Here is an 18,137-nt window from a genome sequence, read left to right as displayed (position 1 = left end):
AGTGAGAAAAATGAATGAAACCGCTGAGAAAAAACAGCGTTTCCAGACGCCACACACCTACGTCATTATTTTTGGTATTGTTCTCGTGGCCTGGTTACTAACATTCATCGTTCCGGCTGGTAAATATACCACCGAGGTTTTGGAATATGAAGGAGCCAATGGGGAAACCCAAACCCGAACCGTTCTCCAACAAGATTCCTTCCGTTACATGCATCCCTTAAAGGAGGATGTTTTAAGGGACAACTTGGAAGACCTGGTCCAAGAACCCGCTAAATTGCAAGAACTGGAAGTTGACCAGGAAAATTTAGCCAAGGTCCTGGAAAAACCAGAGCCCCTAACCTTGGGAGAACTAGAAGAGATCGACTTAGAAGAATCCGAACTTTATGAGATGTACGGAGATAGTATCTACGACACCAGTAAAAACTTAAATAAAACTGCTGGCCTATGGGGAACCCAGGACCACTACGGCTTTGGGGTGTTAAACTATATCTTTGAAGGAATTGTCACCGGGGACCGCTATGGATCTGCCATTGGGATTGTGGCCCTCCTCTTAGTCGTTGGGGGTTCTTTTGGAATTATTATGCGGACGGGAGCTATTGATGCCGGAATTTATGCCTTTGTCAATAGCGCCAAAGGGATGGAACATTTGGCTATTCCCCTACTCTTCTTCCTCTTTTCCTTTGCCGGAGCAACCTTTGGGGCTTCTGAACAGGTTATTCCTTTTGTGATGATTATTGCTCCCTTTATGATTGCCCTGGGCTATGACTCCATTACAGCCGTGACCGTTACCTTTGCTGCTTCACAGATTGGTAACGCTTGTTCCTGGATGAGTCCCTTCTCTATTGCCATTGCTCAAGGGATCGCTGGGCTTCCGGCCCTGTCAGGGGCTGGCTTTAGGATTGTGATGTGGGTGATTATTACCACCCTCTCCTGCGGCTTTACCATGGTCTACGCGAAACGGATTCGTAAGGCTCCACAATTATCAGCCTCTTATGAATCAGACGCCTACTTCCGGACCGATTTAGCCAAGCAAGAGGATGTCAGCCATGAATTTACCCTGGGCCACAAACTGATCCTATTAGAAATGTTACTCGGCCTGGTATGGATTGTTTGGGGCGTGATGAGCCAAGGCTTTTCCATTCCTGAATTAGCTTCCCAATTCTTTGTTATGGGCTTAGTATCAGGAATTACCGCCCTCATCTTTAGAATTAATGACATGACCGTTAACGATATTGCCTTTGCCTTTAAAGATGGGGTCTCTGACCTGGCGCCTACTGCTGTAGTTGTGGGGATGGCCAAGGGGATCCTACTGGTCTTAGGAGGATCAGATGCGGGGACCTTCTCCGCCTTAAATACCATTCTCTATGGCGTCGGTAACCTCTTATCTGGTATTCCTAACGTTCTAGGCGCTTGGTTCATGTACATCTTCCAATCCTGTTTCAACTTAGTGGTGACCTCCAACTCTGGTCAAGCCGCCCTCACCATGCCGATTATGGCTCCATTGGCGGATATTATCGGAGTCAGTCGTCAAGTTGCCGTCTTGGCCTTCCAATTAGGGTCCGGTTTTGTGGACGCCTTCACCCCAGTTTCTGCCAGCCTGGTAGGTTGCTTGGCAGTCGCTCGGATCGATTGGGCAGATTGGGCTAAGTTCCAAATTAAAATGCAGGGTTTCCTCTTTGTTTTAGGGAGCATTGCCATTATTATTGCCATTAGTATCGGTTACAGTTAGAAAGTTGGGAAAGTATGAAATTAATCAAACAAGTCACTGTTTACGCCCCTGAAAAATTAGGGGTTAAAGATATCTTAATGGACAGTTCCAAAATTATTGCCATTGAGGACCACATCACTATTGATAGTAATGCGATCGGCATTGAAGTGATCGACGGTCAAGGTAAAATCGCTACCCCTGGTTTCATTGATAGCCACTTCCACCTCCTTGGTGGCGGTGGTGAGAATGGTTTTCAAAACCGGACACCAGAAGTCCAATTGAGTCAACTAACCACGGCTGGAGTAACTACTGCCTGTGGCTTATTGGGGACTGATGGGGTCGCTCGCGACGAAATGGCCCTATTAGCCAAGGCCCGTGGTTTAGAATCAGAGGGTATTTCCACCTATATCTATGTTGGAAACTACCGTCTCCCGGCAACCACCCTTACCGGATCAATCATTAAAGACATTATGGCCATTGACAAGGTGATTGGGATTGGTGAAATTGCTATTTCCGACCACCGCAATGGGGCTCCAACCTTTGAACAATTTGCCCATGCCGCAGCCGATACTCGGACTGGTGGTTTATTAGCAGGTAAGGCCGGCGTGGTCAACTGCCATGTAGGCCCCAACAAAGGCCGACTAAAATTCCTCTTTAAGGCCTTAGATGAAACCGATATTCCGGTCACCACCTTCCTGCCGACCCACTGTGGCCGGAGCCAGGAACTGGTTGATGAAGCCATTGCCTTTGCCAAACGCGGCGGAACTTTCGACATTACCGGTAGTGAAGACCCCGACATGACCTATGAAAAAGACGGGGAAATTCCTTTTAGAACCGTTCTCAAACAAGTCCTTGACCAAGGCTTAGATGAATCCTGCATTACCATGAGTTCTGATGGACAAGGAAGTCTGCCTCGCTTCGATGAAGAGGGCAACTTCCTCCGTATTGGTGTAGGCAGTGCTAAGTCACTCTTGGTCGGTATTCAAGAGGCGGTTCAAAGAGAAAATATTGCCCTTGAAAAAGCCCTCCCAGCAGTCACCTCTAACGTTGCCCGTATCCTAAAACTTAACCATAAGGGACGTTTAGAAGTGGGAAGGGATGCGGATATCCTGCTCTTAGATGAAGACAGTCTAGCCATCGATACCGTGATTGCCATGTCAGAAATAATGATTAAAAACAAAGAAATCATCAAGTACGGTACTTTTGAAAATGCCTAAAAAAGCCCAAATTAAAAAGGAGTTGCTCACTGCAACTCCTTTTTTACTTAGGCTTACTCTTTAACATCTTTTAACTTTTCATAACTGGCCTTGTTCACTCGAACCCGCATGGAGATATTAGGGTTAACGATCTGACAAGATTCTAAATAAGCGGCAATGGTCATGAACATACCAACCTTATTATAGGATAAGCCGGTTTGAGCCATGAGAAATTCTGCCATCCGGTCATTGGCTTGGACAACTGCGGTTTCAAAGTCTTCGCCGACGCCATAAGAATAATAAGCTTGGTCAGTTTCCACAAAAGGCGTTGGACAAGGGAAGGACTCAAGAACTTCAACGGTTAAGTCAACCGACCCACCGATCTCAACGCCACTGCCCCAAATCTCACCATCGCCCATGGCTGCATGCATGTCACCTAAAGCCAGGAGCGCTCCTTCGACTTCAACGGGCAGGTAAACCACAGAGCCTTCGGTAATTTGATTATTATCCATATTGCCACCATGTAAGTCAGGCAATCCAGTAGCCACCGCTTCGCCCTTGGGTGCTGTCCCGATCACACCAATCATCTTATGAACCGGGAAAGTTGCTCCGTAATAGTCAAAGCTTTTTTGGTCTTCGCTGACCTTACAGATGGCAGTCTCCTCTTCAGTAATTTCCTTGGAGAAATATTTGTTGAGCCCTGGAGAAGTCATAATAGCTCCTTGGGGATCTAAGTCAATGCTGTGAATAGTCACTTTCAGCACATTGCCTGGTTGAGCGCCTTCCACATAAATCGGACCAGTTGCTGGGTTAATTTCATTAAAGTCAATCCCAGAAATTAAGTCCTTTTCATCCTGGACACTGCCCTTGAAGCAATCCCAGACATCAACCTGCAAACGCTGGCCACTAGCTACCTTAGCAATGGGTTCATGGTTTTTGTCCATAGAGAACACATAGTGATCTTTTGTAATATGCATAAGCCTACCTCCAATATGTCTATTTAAGATTTGATATAGTCCTATCATCTCATATTGCTTATAAATAGTAAACGTTTTCAATAGCATATTAGAGGATAAGTGGAGAAGGAAAAAGCGATCATTTAAGAATAACCAACTAAGCTAATCCCAAACGTGCATAAATTTCATCCACTCGGCGCAAGTGATAAGCCGGATCAAAGGCATCATCAATGGCTGCTTGGTCAAGAGACTGGCGAATTTCCGCATTATTTTCGACTAAGCCTTTAAAATCAAGGCCTTGGTCCCAAGACTTAGCGGTTAGGGGTTGGACTAAATCATAAGCCGCCTCCCTAGAAAGACCTGCATCAATTAATTTTAACAGCACCCTTTGGGAGAAAATCAAATTATGGGTAGCCTGCATATTGCGCTTCATATTTTCTGGAAATACGGTTAGATTGGCTAGGATATTACCGAAACGATGGAGGATATAGTCCACTAAGATGGTGGTATCGGGTAAAATAATCCGCTCAGCTGAGGAATGAGAAATATCTCGTTCATGCCAGAGACTGACATCTTCCATAGCAGTCACTACATGACCGCGAATGACCCGGGCCAGCCCAGTAACATTCTCACTACCGATCGGGTTACGCTTATGGGGCATGGCGCTAGAGCCCTTTTGACCCGCAGCAAAGTATTCTTCCACTTCCCTTACCTCGGACTTTTGTAAGTGGCGGATTTCGGTCGCCATATTTTCCACTCCGGTAGCAATTAGGGCTAAGACTGAAATATATTCTGCATGTAAATCACGCGGGAGGACTTGGGTCGAAATCTCTTGGGCACGAATTCCTAAATGTTCACAAACATAGGCCTCCACCTGGGTGGGAACATTAGCAAAAGTCCCCACTGCACCAGAAATTTTTCCCGCTTCGACTCCCTTAGCTGCATGTTCAAAACGTTCACGATGACGCTTAAATTCACTATACCAACGGGCCACTTTTAAGCCAAAAGTTGTCGGCTCCGCATGAACCCCGTGCGTCCGCCCCATGCAGAGGGTGTTTTTATATTTGAGGGCTTGCTTTTTAAGAATCGCTAAGAAATCGTCTAAGTCTTGGCGGAGGAGGTCATTCACTTGCTTTAATTGGTAGCCATAAGCCGTATCCACCACATCGGTAGAAGTCAGACCATAATGGACCCATTTCTTCTCATCACCCAATGACTCTGAAACACAGCGGGTAAAAGCCACCACATCATGCTTGGTTTCAGCTTCAATCGCTAAAATACGGTTGACATCGAACTTGGCACGCTGACGAATCGCTTGGGCATCCTCTTGGGGGATTTCTCCTAATTCGGCCCAAGCTTCAACAGCTAAAATTTCCACTTCCAACCACGATTGGTACTTGTTCTCATCCGACCACAATTGTCCCATTTCTGGACGGGTATAGCGATTAATCATCTAATTTGACTCCTTTTCTGGCAGTTCTCTCTGCCTTGTGCTTCTTGCCTTCTGATGCGCTTGTCGCACTCTGTTTAGTTGAGTTCGGACGCCAGACTTGAAGTTGCTTCAGAAAATCCAACGCACAGTTTCCTGTGCTTATGGTATTTTCCTCCAGCAATTCATGTCTCTGACGGCGTTCTCACATCCTTACCAAACCTGCTCCAGTCACAGGACGAACGTCCATTTCAAAAACTGCCAACGCTCAGGCTAGCTGAGTTCGTACGCCAGCCTTGAAGTCACTTCAGAAAACTCCAACGCACAGGCGTGCTGTGCTTATGGTATTTTCCTCCAGTGATTCAAGTCTCTAACGGCGTCCTCACATCCTTTTAGCTGAGCTTATGACAGTTTTCTCCAATGATTTCGTCCTTCGTTGTGACTGTCGCACTCTTACTTTATAAATGTATGCTATTTTTTTAGGGCAAGCAAGGACTTTTTTTATTATTAAAAAGGTCAGAGCCTAAAAAAAGGTTTTCTTCAAAAAAAATTGCGGTATAATATTTTGGGTGTTATGCCACAAGCTAACATGATGAAGACATTATTAAGATCGAATAGATAAAGGAGAACGCATATGCCATCAGTTGTTGTTGTAGGTACTCAATGGGGCGACGAAGGAAAAGGGAAAATCACCGATTACCTCAGTAGCCAAGCCGATATTATTGCCCGTTACCAAGGCGGAGATAATGCTGGCCACACGATCCAATTCAACCAGCAAACTTTTAAGCTCCACCTCGTTCCCTCAGGAATTTTTTCAGAAGATAAACTGAGTGTGATCGGAAATGGCGTGGTTGTTAACCCTAAATCTTTACTTGAAGAATTGGCCTATTTGCGCCAAGCAGGAATCTCTTGTGAAAACCTCCGCATTTCTGAACGGGCTCAAGTGATCTTGCCCTACCATCAACTGATCGACCGCTTGGATGAAGAACGTAAAGGCGACAATAAGATCGGTACTACCCAAAAAGGGATAGGTCCCGCCTATATGGATAAAATTGCCCGTAATGGTATCCGGATGGCTGACCTCATTGACCCCGAAACTTTCGCGGAAAAGTTATCTGTACAAATTCAAATCAAAAACGAACTCTTAACCAAGGTATATGACGAAGAACCATTAGACTACGACACCATCTACCAGGAATATCTAGCATATGGCCAAAATCTGAAAAAATATGTCACGGATACTTCCTTATTGATGAATGATGCCTATGACCAAGGGGAAAACATTCTTTTTGAGGGGGCCCAAGGGGTCTTACTGGATATTGATCATGGGACCTATCCCTTCGTGACTTCCTCTAACCCCATTGCCGGTGGTGCTACAGTCGGTTGTGGGATTGGACCAAGCAAAATCAATACGGTTATCGGAGTGATGAAGGCCTATACCTCTCGAGTAGGTGACGGTCCCTTCCCAACCGAATTGCATGATGCTATTGGGGACCGCATCCGTGAAGTTGGCCATGAATATGGTACCACTACAGGTCGTCCGCGCCGGGTAGGTTGGTTCGACGGGGTGGTGACGGCCCATGCTCGCCGGGTTTCTGGTTTAACCAAACTTTCCTTGAACTGTTTAGACGTCTTAACTGGCCTGGATGAAATCAAGGTCTGTGTAGGCTATCAAACCCCTAATGGCCAAGTATCCAAATCTTACCCCGCTAACTTGCGCTACCTAGCTCAATGTCAACCCATCTATGAAAGTTTACCTGGCTGGGAAGAAGACATAACTAGCTGTCAAGACTTTGACCAACTTCCTGAAAATGCTAAAGCTTATGTCCGTCGCATCAGTGAAATCGTAGGGGCCCCCATTGCCACAGTGTCAGTAGGACCTGACCGGACCCAAACCTTAATCTTAGATAATATTTGGTAAAAACGATAAAGAGAAAAAGTAAGCTCTGACTGAGGAAAATTTCCTTAATCTGAGCTTACTTTTTTTTGTGAAAAAGCGCTTGGGAAATTCCCAAGCGCTTTTCAATCTTTATCCTATTCAGTTTTCGGATTAATACATCCCTGGTGCGCCTGCTCCTGCAGCTGCATCATTTCCTGCATTTTCTTCTGGATGGTCAGCAACAACTGCTTCAGTAGTTAAAATCAAACCAGCTACTGAGCCTGCATTTTGTAAAGCAGAACGTGACACCTTGGTTGGGTCAACCACACCATCAGAAATCATGTCTACCCATTCACCGCTAGCAGCGTTGTAACCAACACCTTGGTCTTTATCGTGAATGTGTTCTACAATGACAGAACCTTCTAGACCAGCATTTTCAGCGATTTGACGTAGTGGGGTTTCGAGGGCACGAACCACGATGTCTGCACCAGTTTGTTCGTCACCTTCTAAGGAGTCAACGACTTCTTTCACCTTGTCTTGGATATTCATGAAAGCAGTACCACCACCAGCTACGATACCTTCTTCAACCGCAGCACGAGTAGCGTTTAAAGCGTCTTCGATACGTAATTTACGTTCTTTTTGTTCAGATTCGGTGGCTGCACCTACGCGAACAACGGCAACCCCACCAGCTAATTTAGCAAGACGTTCTTGTAATTTTTCACGGTCATAGTCAGAAGTAGTTTCTTCAATTTGTTTTCTGATATGAGCCACACGTTGTTCCAATTGTTCCTTGTTACCCTTACCTTCAACAATGGTGGTATCGTCTTTAGTAATGGTTACACGGGCAGCTTGACCTAATTGATCAATGCTGGTGTCTTTCAATTCAAGACCTAAGTCTTCAGTAATGACTGTACCACCGGTAAGAACAGCTAAGTCTTCTAATTGTTCTTTACGACGGTCACCAAAGCCAGGCGCTTTCACAGCAACAACATTGAAGGTTCCACGAATTTTGTTCAAGACTAAAGTAGGAAGTGCTTCACCTTCAACATCGTCAGCCACTAATAATAAGGATTTACCTTGTTGTACGATTTGTTCTAATAATGGAAGGATATCTTGGATATTAGAAATCTTCTTATCAGTGAGCAGGATGTAAGGATCATCGAGAACAGCTTCCATCTTATCGTTGTCGGTTACAAAGTATTGGGATAAGTAACCGCGGTCAAATTGCATCCCTTCAACAACGTCTAAGGCAGTGTCCATGGATTGTGATTCTTCAATGGTAATGACACCATCTTGGCCTACTTTTTCCATAGCGTCAGCAATTAATTGGCCTACTTCTTGGTCGCCGGAAGAAATTGCCGCAACGTTAGCAATGGATTCTTTAGCATTCACTGGAACAGAAATTTCTTTCAAAGCTTCTACTGCCTTGCGGATAGCTTGATCCATCCCACGACGAATGCCCACAGGATTTGCCCCTGCTGTCACATTTTTGAAACCTTCATGGACGAGGGCTTGGGTTAGGATAGTAGCGGTAGTTGTCCCGTCACCAGCAACATCATTAGTCTTAGAAGCGACTTCAGAAACTAATTTAGCTCCCATGTTTTCAAAGTGATCTTCTAATTCAACGTCTTTAGCAATGGTCACCCCGTCATTGGTGATTAATGGGGACCCATAGCTACGTTCTAGGACAACGTTACGTCCCTTAGGCCCTAAGGTCACTTTCACGGTATTGGCTAATTTATCAATACCTTCTACTAAAGATTGTCTTGCATCACTTGAATATTTAATATCTTTGGCCATTCTATCTATCTCCTATTCTAAATCTAAGCATGATCGAGAATTCAATGTTTTTTATGTTGATTGTCGAAGTTCAGTCAATGATTATTCAACTACAGCAGTTAAATCTTTTTCTTTAATGATGAGGTAATCTTCCCCTTCATAGCGGATTTCGCTTACTGCGTATTTTTCAAAAATAACTTGGTCGCCCACTTTAACTTGAGGGGTGTAATCATCAGTAGCATCAGCAACAGCTACCACTTGACCTACTTGAGGTTTTTCTTTAGCAGCAGATGGTAAAACGATACCAGAAGCAGTTTTTTCTTCCTCTTCTTGGACTTGAATAATCACACGTTCATTTAACGGCTTTAACATTTAAAATATCCCTCCAAATTTCACATACTAATTAATAACACTTTTAATGATTTGTTAGCACTCATCATCTCCGACTGCTAACTTACAATATTTATAGTAAAACATTTCCAGATATAAATCAAGTAATTCGTTGACTTTTTTTGACCTTTTTTCTTGTTATCACTTTAAAAATATAAAATATCATTTAAAAAGTATATATATCTTTGAAATTAGGAAATTGAGATAGATTAAACTCTTTGCACTTTCATTTTTACTATTGATGAGTAATGTTTTGATAGCATTTATTTGATAAATAGCGTTGAGCAGTAGTGGCGCTTTGAATGAGGTAGTTAGCCATGAATAAGCAAGCGATGTGAATTACGTTTAGTAGGCATTAGCCGTACTAAACGTTTGAAGTTCGCTAAGCGAGAGACCTCGGCTCGAGCCGATGCCATGGCTTTTCAACGACCAAAATTCAAAAGCAGAACGAATGCTCATCAATAGCATTTAAAAGAGAAGCAAAATTTTCTATAAAAACTGATGACAAGAAAAAGCCCTCCATTAAGAGGGCTTTACTAAGCGACTGACATAAGTTAGACCTGATCGTCTGACCAGTTTCTAGCTAACTTTTGCTAGTTCTACTAATTTTTCTTTTTATTGTTGCCATTTCGATTACCGATATAGTAAATCAGGGTTTGCAACTCATTGGCTAAATCGACGTTTTGGACATGAATATCTTCAGGAACATCTAAAACCACCGGCGTAAAGTTCAAGATGCCTTGAATACCGGCTTCACCTAATTCACTCACGGTATCTTGAGCGACTTTTTCCGGAACGGTCATAATAGCAATCAGAATTTCCATTTCTTGAATCCGTTCCTTTAATTCACTCATAGGGTAAACCGGTACCCCACTATGGACGGTTCCTACAATCTCAGGATTAATATCAAAGGCCGCCCCAATCCGGATATTATTGGTCCGTTTAAAGTTATAATTTAATAAGGCGTTCCCTAAATTACCGACCCCGATTAAAGCCACTGTGGTGAGGCGGTCTTGGTAGAGTTGGCGACTAAAGAAGTCCAATAGAGCTTCAACATCATAGCCATAACCACGCTTCCCTAGGGCACCAAAATGTGAGAAATCCCGGCGAATAGTGGCGCTGTCCACTTTGATCGCCTCACTGAGTTCGCTGGAAGAAATCCGTGTCTTACCCATATTCTTAAAATTATGCAAGTAACGGTAATAAAGCGGTAACCGCCTAGCCGTTGCACGTGGAATTTCCTTCATGTTTCCACTCCTTTTCACAAGATATCAAATACATTTTATCACCTAAATCATAAAATGGAAAGAACTTTGTGAAAAATCACATAAATCTTTTCTGCTAATTTTCATTAATTTTAAAACTTTGTGAATAATCCCGCCCCTTTCTAAGGGAAAGTTCACAAAGTCAAAAAATATCTGTCGATAAAATATGATACACTAGTGAAGACAATAATAAACGATTTAGGAGGAAAGGATCCAATGATTGTATTACAAGGATCAAAACTCATGCGACGTTTTGGCTCCGATATTCTTTTCCAAGATGTCCAAATGACCATCCAAGATAATAGTCGTACTGCCTTAGTCGGGCGAAACGGCACCGGCAAATCCACCCTACTCAAAATCTTAGCAGGCATTGAAGAACCTGACCAAGGGCAAGTCACCCGGGCTAAGGGTAAGACCATTGCCTACATGGACCAACATGCCGCCATTGAAAACAGTCAACGGACGATTTATGAAGAAATGCGGTCGGTTTTTAAAGAATCTATTGCCCTCATCCACCATGCCGAGCAAGCCGCTCAAGACTTGGCCGATGCCCAGGATGAAGCAAGCTACCAAGAGGCCCTCAAACGCTATGACCAATTACAAGAAGAAGTCAACCAAAGCAATGCTTACGGTTATGATTCCGAAATTCGCATGGTCCTCCACGGCTTTCAATTTCCCGAATCAGATTACGACAAACCCATCAATCAATTATCTGGTGGTCAACGGACCCGGCTAGCCCTGGCCAAGGTCCTCCTCGAAAAGCGCGATATTCTCATCCTCGACGAACCCACCAACCACTTAGACATTGAAACCCTGACCTGGCTAGAAGACTACCTGCCTTCTTATCCAGGAGCCTTATTAATTGTCAGCCACGACCGTTATTTCTTAGACCATGTCACCAATGAAACCTATGAAATGACCAACCACAGTATGGAATATTATAAGGGCAATTATTCCTTCTACCTCAAAGAAAAAGCCGTCCGCCTCGAAAGCTGGCAAAAGGCCTATGATAAACAACAAAAGAAAATCGCTAAGTTAGAAGACTATGTGGCCCGTAACCTTGTTAGAGCCTCGACCACTAAGATGGCCCAGAGTCGACGTAAGCAACTCGAAAAGATGCCCAAAATCGAAAAGCCTAAGCAAGACGAAAAAAGTCCCCATATTCAATTCCTCACGGACAAGTCTAGTGGCAATGTGGTCCTTACCGCCGACCAGCTAGGCATTGGTTACGATGATCACTTACTCTCCTACCCGATTGAGCTGGATATTAGAAAGCAACAAGCTATCGCAGTGGTGGGGCCCAACGGCGTGGGTAAATCTACCCTCTTAAAAACCATTATCCAAGAAATCCCTGCCATCAAGGGGGAAATCCACTATGGGGCTAATGTGACTATTGGCTACTATGACCAAGAATTAGCCAAGCTCCACAGCAATAAGGATGTCCTCCATGAACTTTGGGATGACCATCCGACCATTAACGAGGAAAACATTCGTACCATCCTGGGTTCCTTCCTCTTCTCCGGCCAAGACGTGGAAAAATCTGTCGCCATGCTGAGTGGGGGCGAGAAGGCCCGGCTTGCCCTCGCCAAACTTTCCTTTAATCATGATAATTTCTTAGTACTGGACGAACCGACCAACCACTTGGATATCGATTCTAAGGAGATTTTAGAGAATGCCCTGATTGCCTATGATGGAACCTTGCTATTCGTCAGCCACGACCGCTACTTTATTAATCGGATTGCCACCCAAGTGCTTGAAATCAGTCCGGAGGGTTCCACCCTCTACCTAGGCGATTACGATTATTACCTCAATAAAAAAGCCGAGCAGGAAGCACGGCTAGCTGAAGAAAATAAAGCAGACCAGTCTAGTCTTTCTGAAGAAAAACCAGCACCCAGCCAATCCGCCCAAGCCTATCAAAATCGTAAGGAACGCCAAAAAGAAGAAAGAAAACTCCAACGACAAAGCGAAAAAATCGAAGCAAATATTGAAAGCTTAGATGAAGAAATAGCAGAGATCCAGGAAAAAATGACTGATCCTGACATTTTACAAAATTACTATGAATTAAACCAACTCGACCAATCTCTTAAAGACAAACAAGCCCAACAAGAAGCGCTCTTTAAGGAATGGGAAACCGTTCAAAGTCAGTTGGAAGACTTTGACCAATAAAGATAAAAAGGCATGCCTACACCAGGACTCAAGAAGCAGTCCTCCTGTAAGCATACCTTTTCTTTTTAAGCTTCAAGCCATTCGGTATGAATGACCTCAATGGGATACCAGTCTTCAATTTTATCGAGATAGTTCAGCAAGCGTTGCCGGCTCTTGCTGTATGAATTAGAGACTAGGCCAAAAGCTACCACCGCTTGGTTGACTAAGTCTAAGTCAGCAATTTCAGCAGCAGTCATCTTTTCTCGTTGTTGGGCCCGTTCCACCATACTTTTGACGATCCGGCGCTTATCCTTCAAAGTATAAGCTTGGTCAATGATAAAAGTAACTTCTAAACCAATTAAGACCATCTTTCCTCCTCAAGCTTTCCCTGACAATCAATTGGCCGTTGCTTAAAGGCGACTAATTTTCATCACCTAAGTCTAAACCAGGGTTAGCATCCAAGTCCAAGCCGACAAAGTCGCCCTTTTGGTATTGCGGGTAGGCAGCTGCTGCAATCATGGCGCCATTATCCCCACATAAACTTAATGGTGGGTAGGAGAGGCGCACTTCAGGATGTTCTTTGGCTAGATGACTTTCTAGTTCCTGTCTAAGTGAAGAATTCGCGGCCACGCCTCCGGCAACCACTAATTGTTTGACCGGGTAAGCAGCGATGGCCCGCATGGTTTTAGTTACTAGGACCTCAACAGCCGCTGCTTGGAAGCTGGCTGCCACATCATTAGGATTTAATTTTTCCCCTTTTTGTTCCGCATTATGGGCATGGTTAATGACCGCTGATTTCAGTCCACTATATGAAAAGTCAAAATTATCCTCATTGATCATGGGACGTGGATAGTCATAAATGGCCTGCCCTTCTTGGGCCATTTCATCCATGCGTTTACCCCCAGGATAAGGAACCCCTAAAATACGGCCGACCTTATCATAGGCTTCCCCCACAGCGTCATCACGGGTATCACCGATTTTTTGATAGTGGCCGTCTTCTTTCATATAGACCAATTCAGTATGTCCCCCACTAACCACTAAGGCTAATAAAGGGAAAACCATTTGATCAGATATATTATTGGCGTAGATATGCCCTGCCATATGGTTGACGCCGATTAAGGGTTTGTCATGGGCAAAGGCCAGGGTTTTGGCGGCAGTGATCCCAATAAGTAAAGAGCCTACTAAGCCAGGCCCCTTGGTAACCGCCACAGCATCAATCTCTGGCCAGGTCACGTCTGCTTCCTTCATGGCGTAATCAATCACCTGAGTAATTTGCTCAACATGGTGGCGGCTAGCGATCTCTGGGACTACCCCACCAAACCGCATATGACTTTTTATTTGTGTGGCAACGACATTACACTTCATCTCTTTGCCATCAATAACGATTGCTGCACCGGTTTCGTCACAGCTTGATTCGATTCCCAATATTGTTGTCACTGGTCGATCTCTCCCATAAATAAACTTTTGCATCTTCATGATTATCTTGATAATAGTTTTTGCGTTGGTCAATACACTTAAAGCGCTGGCTCTCATACAAGGCCTGAGCAGGGATATTGTGAGCGCGGACTTCTAAGAAACAACGGGTTAAGCCTTGTTCTTCCAAGTGGACCAGGGCCTGAGCCAAAAGAAAGGCCCCCAAACCCTGGCGCCGTCTTTGGGGGCTGACTGCAAAATGCAGTAATTCCCCTTCATCAGCCAACAATTGAAAAGTGGCTGCCGCTAAAACAACTTGCTTTTCATCTAGCAAGAAGAATAAATAGAGTCGCGGACTGGCTAAGCCCCGCTCCAACCAATCCCTGGCGATATGGGGCATATGGTCAAAAGCCTCCTGGTAAAAAGCCAGCACCTGCTGACTAATCCCGGGAATCTGTTTGGCCTCCGGTCGGTGGTAGACTATGATTTGCTTCATCTTCTTGGGCAACCTGGTGGGCTTCATTTTGCCAAGTCAAAGTAAGCGCATCTTCATGATTATCACGATAATAACGCACCATCTTTCCTGTTGCCTTAAACCCCTCTCGTAGATAGAATTTCTTGGCACCTTCATTGGATAAACGCACTTCTAGGGTTATCGAGTCACGTTCCAGCTCAGGAGCTAAGTGTTTGACCAAGTCTAAGAGCTTGGACCCAATCCCTAAGGACTGGTAGCTTGGTAGTACCGCTAAATTCGAAATGTGAATCGATTCTTTGTCCCGCCGACAACCCACAAAGGCCAGCAGTTCTTTTTCCTTAAAGGCTTGTAGGTAAAATGTTGACGGATTGTAAAGCATATCATTATAGATATCCTTCTTGGACCACATCTGATGCCCATCATAAGCCGCCCGCTCCAAAGCCACCATTTGGTCAATCCACTCCGAATCGGAGATAGCTAAATCAAGCTCCTGGTCTAGGCCAAAAGTCAAAGTAGCCTTATCCAAATCGATCTGCTGACTCAAAGCCTGGCCGGGTTCATCAGCAAATAACTGGGTAATTTTATTGCCCAGCTGAAATAGCCAACGATCAAAGCATTCTTTCCACATAATGGCCTCGGTTTGCTTCCGCTTCTTCGGGGTGTTTCTCCTCCCAACGCTCTTCGGCTTCTGCTAATTTAGCATAGTCTGGTAAGAAAGTGGCGACATCCTCTTCCTCTAGTTCTAGCTTAGCCAGTAAGGGAGCGTGGATAACCCCTTTTTCTGCCGGCAATAATTTGGCTTGCTCGCCTAAATGTTCTTGAATCAGCTCCTCAAACTGGTCAATGTCCGAACTGATGAAATACAAGTTTTGGTCTGGATAAGCTGTCTTTAACTGGTCCAGCCAGTCTGCTAGACGGTAATGCCCCATAGTTAGTCCTTCTACTTCCTGCCCATCACTATCATAAGCCATAGCAAAAACGGTTTGGCGTCTAGCATTAATCAGAGGACAAATGATGCCTTCCTCCCCAACGACATTGGCAGCAATGGCTTCTAAACTGGTCACTGAATAAAGTGGAATATTTAAGGTCCAAGCCAAGGTTTTGGCAGTGGTCACCCCGATTCGAAGTCCAGTATAAGAACCCGGTCCCCGGGTAACAATCACTCGGTCCAGGTCACTTACTTCCCAAGCAACCGTAGTAAACAACTGTTTAATCAAGGGTAAAAGGGCTTTAGAATGTTTAATTTTAGTATTTGTGGTGATTTCCATTTTAGTGGTCTGATCTTCAATCAGCGCAATACTCATAGAAACCGTTGATGTATCGATAGCTAATGTTCGCATGATAATCCCCTTTGTGCTTCAAACTCATGTAGGTCTATTCTAACATTATTATAGGAATGGGGCTAGGTGCTAGCTTGACCCTTAAAAGCAAGAAAGTTGCAGGCTAATCAGATACTTGGTATATTGTACTAGCTACAAAAAGCTTAAGGTCAACTGACCAAGATTAAAGGAGGTCTTAATATGGACGAATTACTCAAACGCATCAATGAATTAGCTAAAAAACAAAAAGAAGACGGCTTAACTGCCGAAGAAAAGGAAGAACAAGCTCAACTTCGTCAAGAATACTTGAAGATCTTCCGCGGTAACTTCAAAAACATCATGATGAATACCAAAGTCATCGACCCTGAAGGCACCGATATCACCCCAGAAAAACTCAAACAAGCCCAAGCGGAACACCACGGAAAAGGACAAACAAAATAATCCTTTTTCTTAAAACCGCTAAATGAATAATAGATAAACAGCTGCCAATAGTGGTCCGGTATGATGCATACTGGTGACCACTATTGGCAGCTGTTTTTGTATCTAGGCATTAGACGCCTAATTTTTCTTTGAGCGCCTCAGTTAAAGTTTGAGAGAAATTAATTTGCTTGGCGATTGCTAAATCATTCAGCCATTCAGGTATGGTAACAGTCTTGCGCACTGTTTTAGAATGATATTTACGCCGATAAGCGATTAAGTCAACACCAATAAGGGCAATAACATTATCCGGAAACGCTTCACTTATCTTTTCGATAGGGCTTGGTTCAGGATAATCATCATAATCCTCAAGTGCAGCTCCTAAGACTTCAACAGCCTTTTCATAGGCCTGTGACAAATCCTCGCCTTGCGTCATTGCCGCAGGAATATCAGGAAATTTGACAATAATATATTGATCTTCTCTTTTAAAGACAGCTGGATAAACTAACACGCCTTTCAACCCTTTCTAAACGAATAACCACTCTACTTTAAATAAAGGCACCTAATCCAAATAGATTAAGCACCTAAACAAAATGCTTTAGAAATTATATATTGGAATGTTTATCACTTATCGCTTCAGTAAGTAACTTCGATAAATCAAATCCATCCCCCTCTGCTAAACTTTCAGCCCATCGAGGGATACTTAGGCTGATATCAACTAAATCATCAAGATTTAAATACTCAGAAACATCCGTCATCACCATCGATATAAATGATCTTTCCATATCATAGTCGTCCGTCCAATTACTATCCTCTTTATAGGGATAATTTTCAATCAAAGATAAATCATTAATATTGGACGGCTGAGGGATCTCTTCGTTACTTTCGAGCGCATCCGCTAAAACAAGGCCTAAATATTCAGAGGCCATATATAAAGCATCAGAAATATTTTCTCCTTGAGTAGCGCCGTTGTCCAGATCAGGAAATGCTATGTAATAGCCGTCAAATTCTTTATCAAAATAGAAAAGGGCCGGATAAGATCTCTTCATAGTTTGCTCCTTTCTTACACTGTAAGTTTCAAGCTGATTATACATCAAAAAGGACGATAGCATTTGTATCGATGATTCAAATAATAAATTGCACAGTAACTCAATCACATTAATTTTCACCCGCATGTGCGGGAAAAAGAGAAATCAATAGTGATCCTGTACTGCCGGCCCAGGATCACCCCCGCATGTGCGGGAAAAAGTTATTAGTTATAACAAGGTGATTTTTCCTTTTAGGATCACCCCCGCATGTGCGGGAAAAAGGATCATTGGAGGGGCTAACTGGATCGCTAAAAAGGATCACCCCCGCATGTGCGGGAAAAAGTGTAGGCTTGTGGGCTATCCTTAGTGAGGGTAGGGATCACCCCCGCATGTGCGGGAAAAAGTAAAAATGTTATTAACGCCGGAGTCCTTTTTCAGGATCACCCCCGCATGTGCGGGAAAAAGTTTCTTTCAAGCCAGTCGTGCATAGAGTCAGTAGGATCACCCCCGCATGTGCGGGAAAAAGTGCCTAAGCCCAATTTTGTTGAGGTTAACAAAAGGATCACCCCCGCATGTGCGGGAAAAAGAAAATTTAAAAGTCAGAGAGAGTTTTTGATGAAGGATCACCCCCGCATGTGCGGGAAAAAGGTATTTTGTGAAGCTTTGGCAGCGATCCTGTCAGGATCACCCCCGCATGTGCGGGAAAAAGGTATTTTGTGAAGCTTTGGCAGCGATCCT

General features: G+C 44.0%; 17 protein-coding genes and 1 CRISPR repeat array (1 of these 18 cut by a window edge). Of the genes, 5 read left to right on the top strand and 12 right to left on the bottom strand.

Translation table 11 applies throughout. From position 1 onward, the window contains the following. Position 1 precedes the first annotated feature (1 nt). Positions 2-1,729 (top strand): putative basic amino acid antiporter YfcC, encoded by a 1,728-nt coding sequence (gene yfcC, locus DBT49_RS01170; RefSeq protein ID WP_070559552.1) that lies wholly within the window; start codon positions 2-4, stop codon positions 1,727-1,729. Positions 1,730-1,743: 14 nt separating this feature from the next. Then, positions 1,744-2,925, top strand: a complete 1,182-nt coding sequence (iadA, locus tag DBT49_RS01165; RefSeq protein WP_070559553.1) for a beta-aspartyl-peptidase — start codon at positions 1,744-1,746, stop codon at positions 2,923-2,925. Between the two features lie 53 nt (positions 2,926-2,978). Here the strand turns inward: iadA and DBT49_RS01160 are convergent, their stop codons facing one another. Together DBT49_RS01160 and purB are read right to left on the bottom strand one after the other, a co-directional pair. Further along, positions 2,979-3,881, bottom strand: coding sequence for an acetamidase/formamidase family protein (locus DBT49_RS01160; protein ID WP_070559554.1), 903 nt, complete (start codon positions 3,879-3,881; stop codon positions 2,979-2,981). Between the two features lie 136 nt (positions 3,882-4,017). After that, positions 4,018-5,313, bottom strand: coding sequence for an adenylosuccinate lyase (gene purB / locus DBT49_RS01155; RefSeq protein WP_070559555.1), 1,296 nt, complete (start codon positions 5,311-5,313; stop codon positions 4,018-4,020). 610 nt (positions 5,314-5,923) lie between these two features. Between purB and DBT49_RS01150 the strand changes: the two genes are divergently transcribed. Further along, complete coding sequence (locus tag DBT49_RS01150; protein WP_070559556.1) at positions 5,924-7,210, top strand: adenylosuccinate synthase; 1,287 nt, start codon at positions 5,924-5,926, stop codon at positions 7,208-7,210. A 129-nt stretch (positions 7,211-7,339) separates the two neighbouring features. Here the strand turns inward: DBT49_RS01150 and groL are convergent, their stop codons facing one another. The 3 genes from groL to DBT49_RS01135 form a co-directional block, all read right to left on the bottom strand. Then, positions 7,340-8,968: a chaperonin GroEL gene (gene groL / locus DBT49_RS01145; RefSeq protein ID WP_013668604.1), complete on the bottom strand. Its 1,629-nt coding sequence runs from the start codon at positions 8,966-8,968 to the stop codon at positions 7,340-7,342. A gap of 81 nt (positions 8,969-9,049) precedes the next feature. Continuing rightward, positions 9,050-9,319: a co-chaperone GroES gene (locus tag DBT49_RS01140; protein WP_013668958.1), complete on the bottom strand. Its 270-nt coding sequence runs from the start codon at positions 9,317-9,319 to the stop codon at positions 9,050-9,052. Between the two features lie 620 nt (positions 9,320-9,939). After that, positions 9,940-10,584, bottom strand: a complete 645-nt coding sequence (locus tag DBT49_RS01135; protein ID WP_064293403.1) for a redox-sensing transcriptional repressor Rex — start codon at positions 10,582-10,584, stop codon at positions 9,940-9,942. 234 nt (positions 10,585-10,818) lie between these two features. Here DBT49_RS01135 and DBT49_RS01130 point away from each other — a divergent pair, with 234 nt between their 5' ends. Continuing rightward, positions 10,819-12,768 (top strand): ABC-F family ATP-binding cassette domain-containing protein, encoded by a 1,950-nt coding sequence (locus DBT49_RS01130; RefSeq protein ID WP_070559557.1) that lies wholly within the window; start codon positions 10,819-10,821, stop codon positions 12,766-12,768. 65 nt (positions 12,769-12,833) lie between these two features. On the opposite strand, the gene DBT49_RS01125 is transcribed toward DBT49_RS01130, so the two are convergent. From DBT49_RS01125 to tsaB, 5 genes are read right to left on the bottom strand one after another with little or no spacing between them, the layout of a single operon-like run. Next, on the bottom strand, positions 12,834-13,115 hold the full coding sequence (locus DBT49_RS01125) for a DUF503 domain-containing protein (protein WP_070559558.1): 282 nt from the start codon (positions 13,113-13,115) through the stop codon (positions 12,834-12,836). 52 nt (positions 13,116-13,167) lie between these two features. After that, positions 13,168-14,184: a tRNA (adenosine(37)-N6)-threonylcarbamoyltransferase complex transferase subunit TsaD gene (tsaD, locus tag DBT49_RS01120; RefSeq protein WP_224786523.1), complete on the bottom strand. Its 1,017-nt coding sequence runs from the start codon at positions 14,182-14,184 to the stop codon at positions 13,168-13,170. Beyond that, on the bottom strand, positions 14,150-14,656 hold the full coding sequence (gene rimI / locus DBT49_RS01115; RefSeq protein WP_168163197.1) for a ribosomal protein S18-alanine N-acetyltransferase: 507 nt from the start codon (positions 14,654-14,656) through the stop codon (positions 14,150-14,152). The genes tsaD and rimI (DBT49_RS01115) overlap by 35 nt, the downstream gene beginning before the upstream one ends. Next, complete coding sequence (gene rimI / locus DBT49_RS01110) at positions 14,601-15,263, bottom strand: ribosomal protein S18-alanine N-acetyltransferase (protein ID WP_070559561.1); 663 nt, start codon at positions 15,261-15,263, stop codon at positions 14,601-14,603. The genes rimI (DBT49_RS01115) and rimI (DBT49_RS01110) overlap by 56 nt, the downstream gene beginning before the upstream one ends. Beyond that, positions 15,244-15,975, bottom strand: a complete 732-nt coding sequence (tsaB, locus tag DBT49_RS01105; RefSeq protein ID WP_070559562.1) for a tRNA (adenosine(37)-N6)-threonylcarbamoyltransferase complex dimerization subunit type 1 TsaB — start codon at positions 15,973-15,975, stop codon at positions 15,244-15,246. Before tsaB ends, rimI (DBT49_RS01110) begins: the two co-directional genes overlap by 20 nt. Before the next feature lie 180 nt (positions 15,976-16,155). Here tsaB and DBT49_RS01100 point away from each other — a divergent pair, with 180 nt between their 5' ends. Continuing rightward, entirely contained in the window at positions 16,156-16,395 is a 240-nt protein-coding gene (locus DBT49_RS01100) for a DUF896 domain-containing protein (protein ID WP_064293396.1), read from the top strand. Positions 16,396-16,504: 109 nt separating this feature from the next. On the opposite strand, the gene DBT49_RS01095 is transcribed toward DBT49_RS01100, so the two are convergent. After that, positions 16,505-16,882, bottom strand: coding sequence for a type II toxin-antitoxin system HicB family antitoxin (locus tag DBT49_RS01095; protein ID WP_070559563.1), 378 nt, complete (start codon positions 16,880-16,882; stop codon positions 16,505-16,507). Positions 16,883-16,976: 94 nt separating this feature from the next. Further along, positions 16,977-17,420, bottom strand: a complete 444-nt coding sequence (locus tag DBT49_RS01090) for a type II toxin-antitoxin system HicB family antitoxin (protein ID WP_070559564.1) — start codon at positions 17,418-17,420, stop codon at positions 16,977-16,979. Between the two features lie 171 nt (positions 17,421-17,591). Then, positions 17,592-18,137: a CRISPR direct-repeat array (repeat unit 29 nt; unit sequence AGGATCACCCCCGCATGTGCGGGAAAAAG); it runs 459 nt beyond the window's last position.

It is taken from the genome of Aerococcus mictus (assembly GCF_003286595.3).
Lineage (GTDB): Bacteria > Bacillota > Bacilli > Lactobacillales > Aerococcaceae > Aerococcus > Aerococcus mictus.
The sequence above is the reverse complement of the archived record's forward strand: the minus strand, read 5'-3'. Positions and strand labels throughout refer to the sequence as shown.

Bases quoted from the DNA above. Each gene is read 5' to 3' on its own strand.
- iadA (WP_070559553.1), top strand. From the start codon at position 1,744: ATGAAATTAATCAAACAAGTCACTGTTTACGCCCCTGAAAAATTAGGG.
- DBT49_RS01160 (WP_070559554.1), bottom strand. From the start codon at position 3,881: ATGCATATTACAAAAGATCACTATGTGTTCTCTATGGACAAAAACCAT.
- purB (WP_070559555.1), bottom strand. From the start codon at position 5,313: ATGATTAATCGCTATACCCGTCCAGAAATGGGACAATTGTGGTCGGAT.
- DBT49_RS01150 (WP_070559556.1), top strand. From the start codon at position 5,924: ATGCCATCAGTTGTTGTTGTAGGTACTCAATGGGGCGACGAAGGAAAA.
- groL (WP_013668604.1), bottom strand. From the start codon at position 8,968: ATGGCCAAAGATATTAAATATTCAAGTGATGCAAGACAATCTTTAGTA.
- DBT49_RS01140 (WP_013668958.1), bottom strand. From the start codon at position 9,319: ATGTTAAAGCCGTTAAATGAACGTGTGATTATTCAAGTCCAAGAAGAG.
- DBT49_RS01135 (WP_064293403.1), bottom strand. From the start codon at position 10,584: ATGAAGGAAATTCCACGTGCAACGGCTAGGCGGTTACCGCTTTATTAC.
- DBT49_RS01130 (WP_070559557.1), top strand. From the start codon at position 10,819: ATGATTGTATTACAAGGATCAAAACTCATGCGACGTTTTGGCTCCGAT.
- DBT49_RS01125 (WP_070559558.1), bottom strand. From the start codon at position 13,115: ATGGTCTTAATTGGTTTAGAAGTTACTTTTATCATTGACCAAGCTTAT.
- rimI (WP_168163197.1), bottom strand. From the start codon at position 14,656: ATGAAGCAAATCATAGTCTACCACCGACCGGAGGCCAAACAGATTCCC.
- rimI (WP_070559561.1), bottom strand. From the start codon at position 15,263: ATGTGGAAAGAATGCTTTGATCGTTGGCTATTTCAGCTGGGCAATAAA.
- tsaB (WP_070559562.1), bottom strand. From the start codon at position 15,975: ATGCGAACATTAGCTATCGATACATCAACGGTTTCTATGAGTATTGCG.
- DBT49_RS01100 (WP_064293396.1), top strand. From the start codon at position 16,156: ATGGACGAATTACTCAAACGCATCAATGAATTAGCTAAAAAACAAAAA.
- DBT49_RS01090 (WP_070559564.1), bottom strand. From the start codon at position 17,420: ATGAAGAGATCTTATCCGGCCCTTTTCTATTTTGATAAAGAATTTGAC.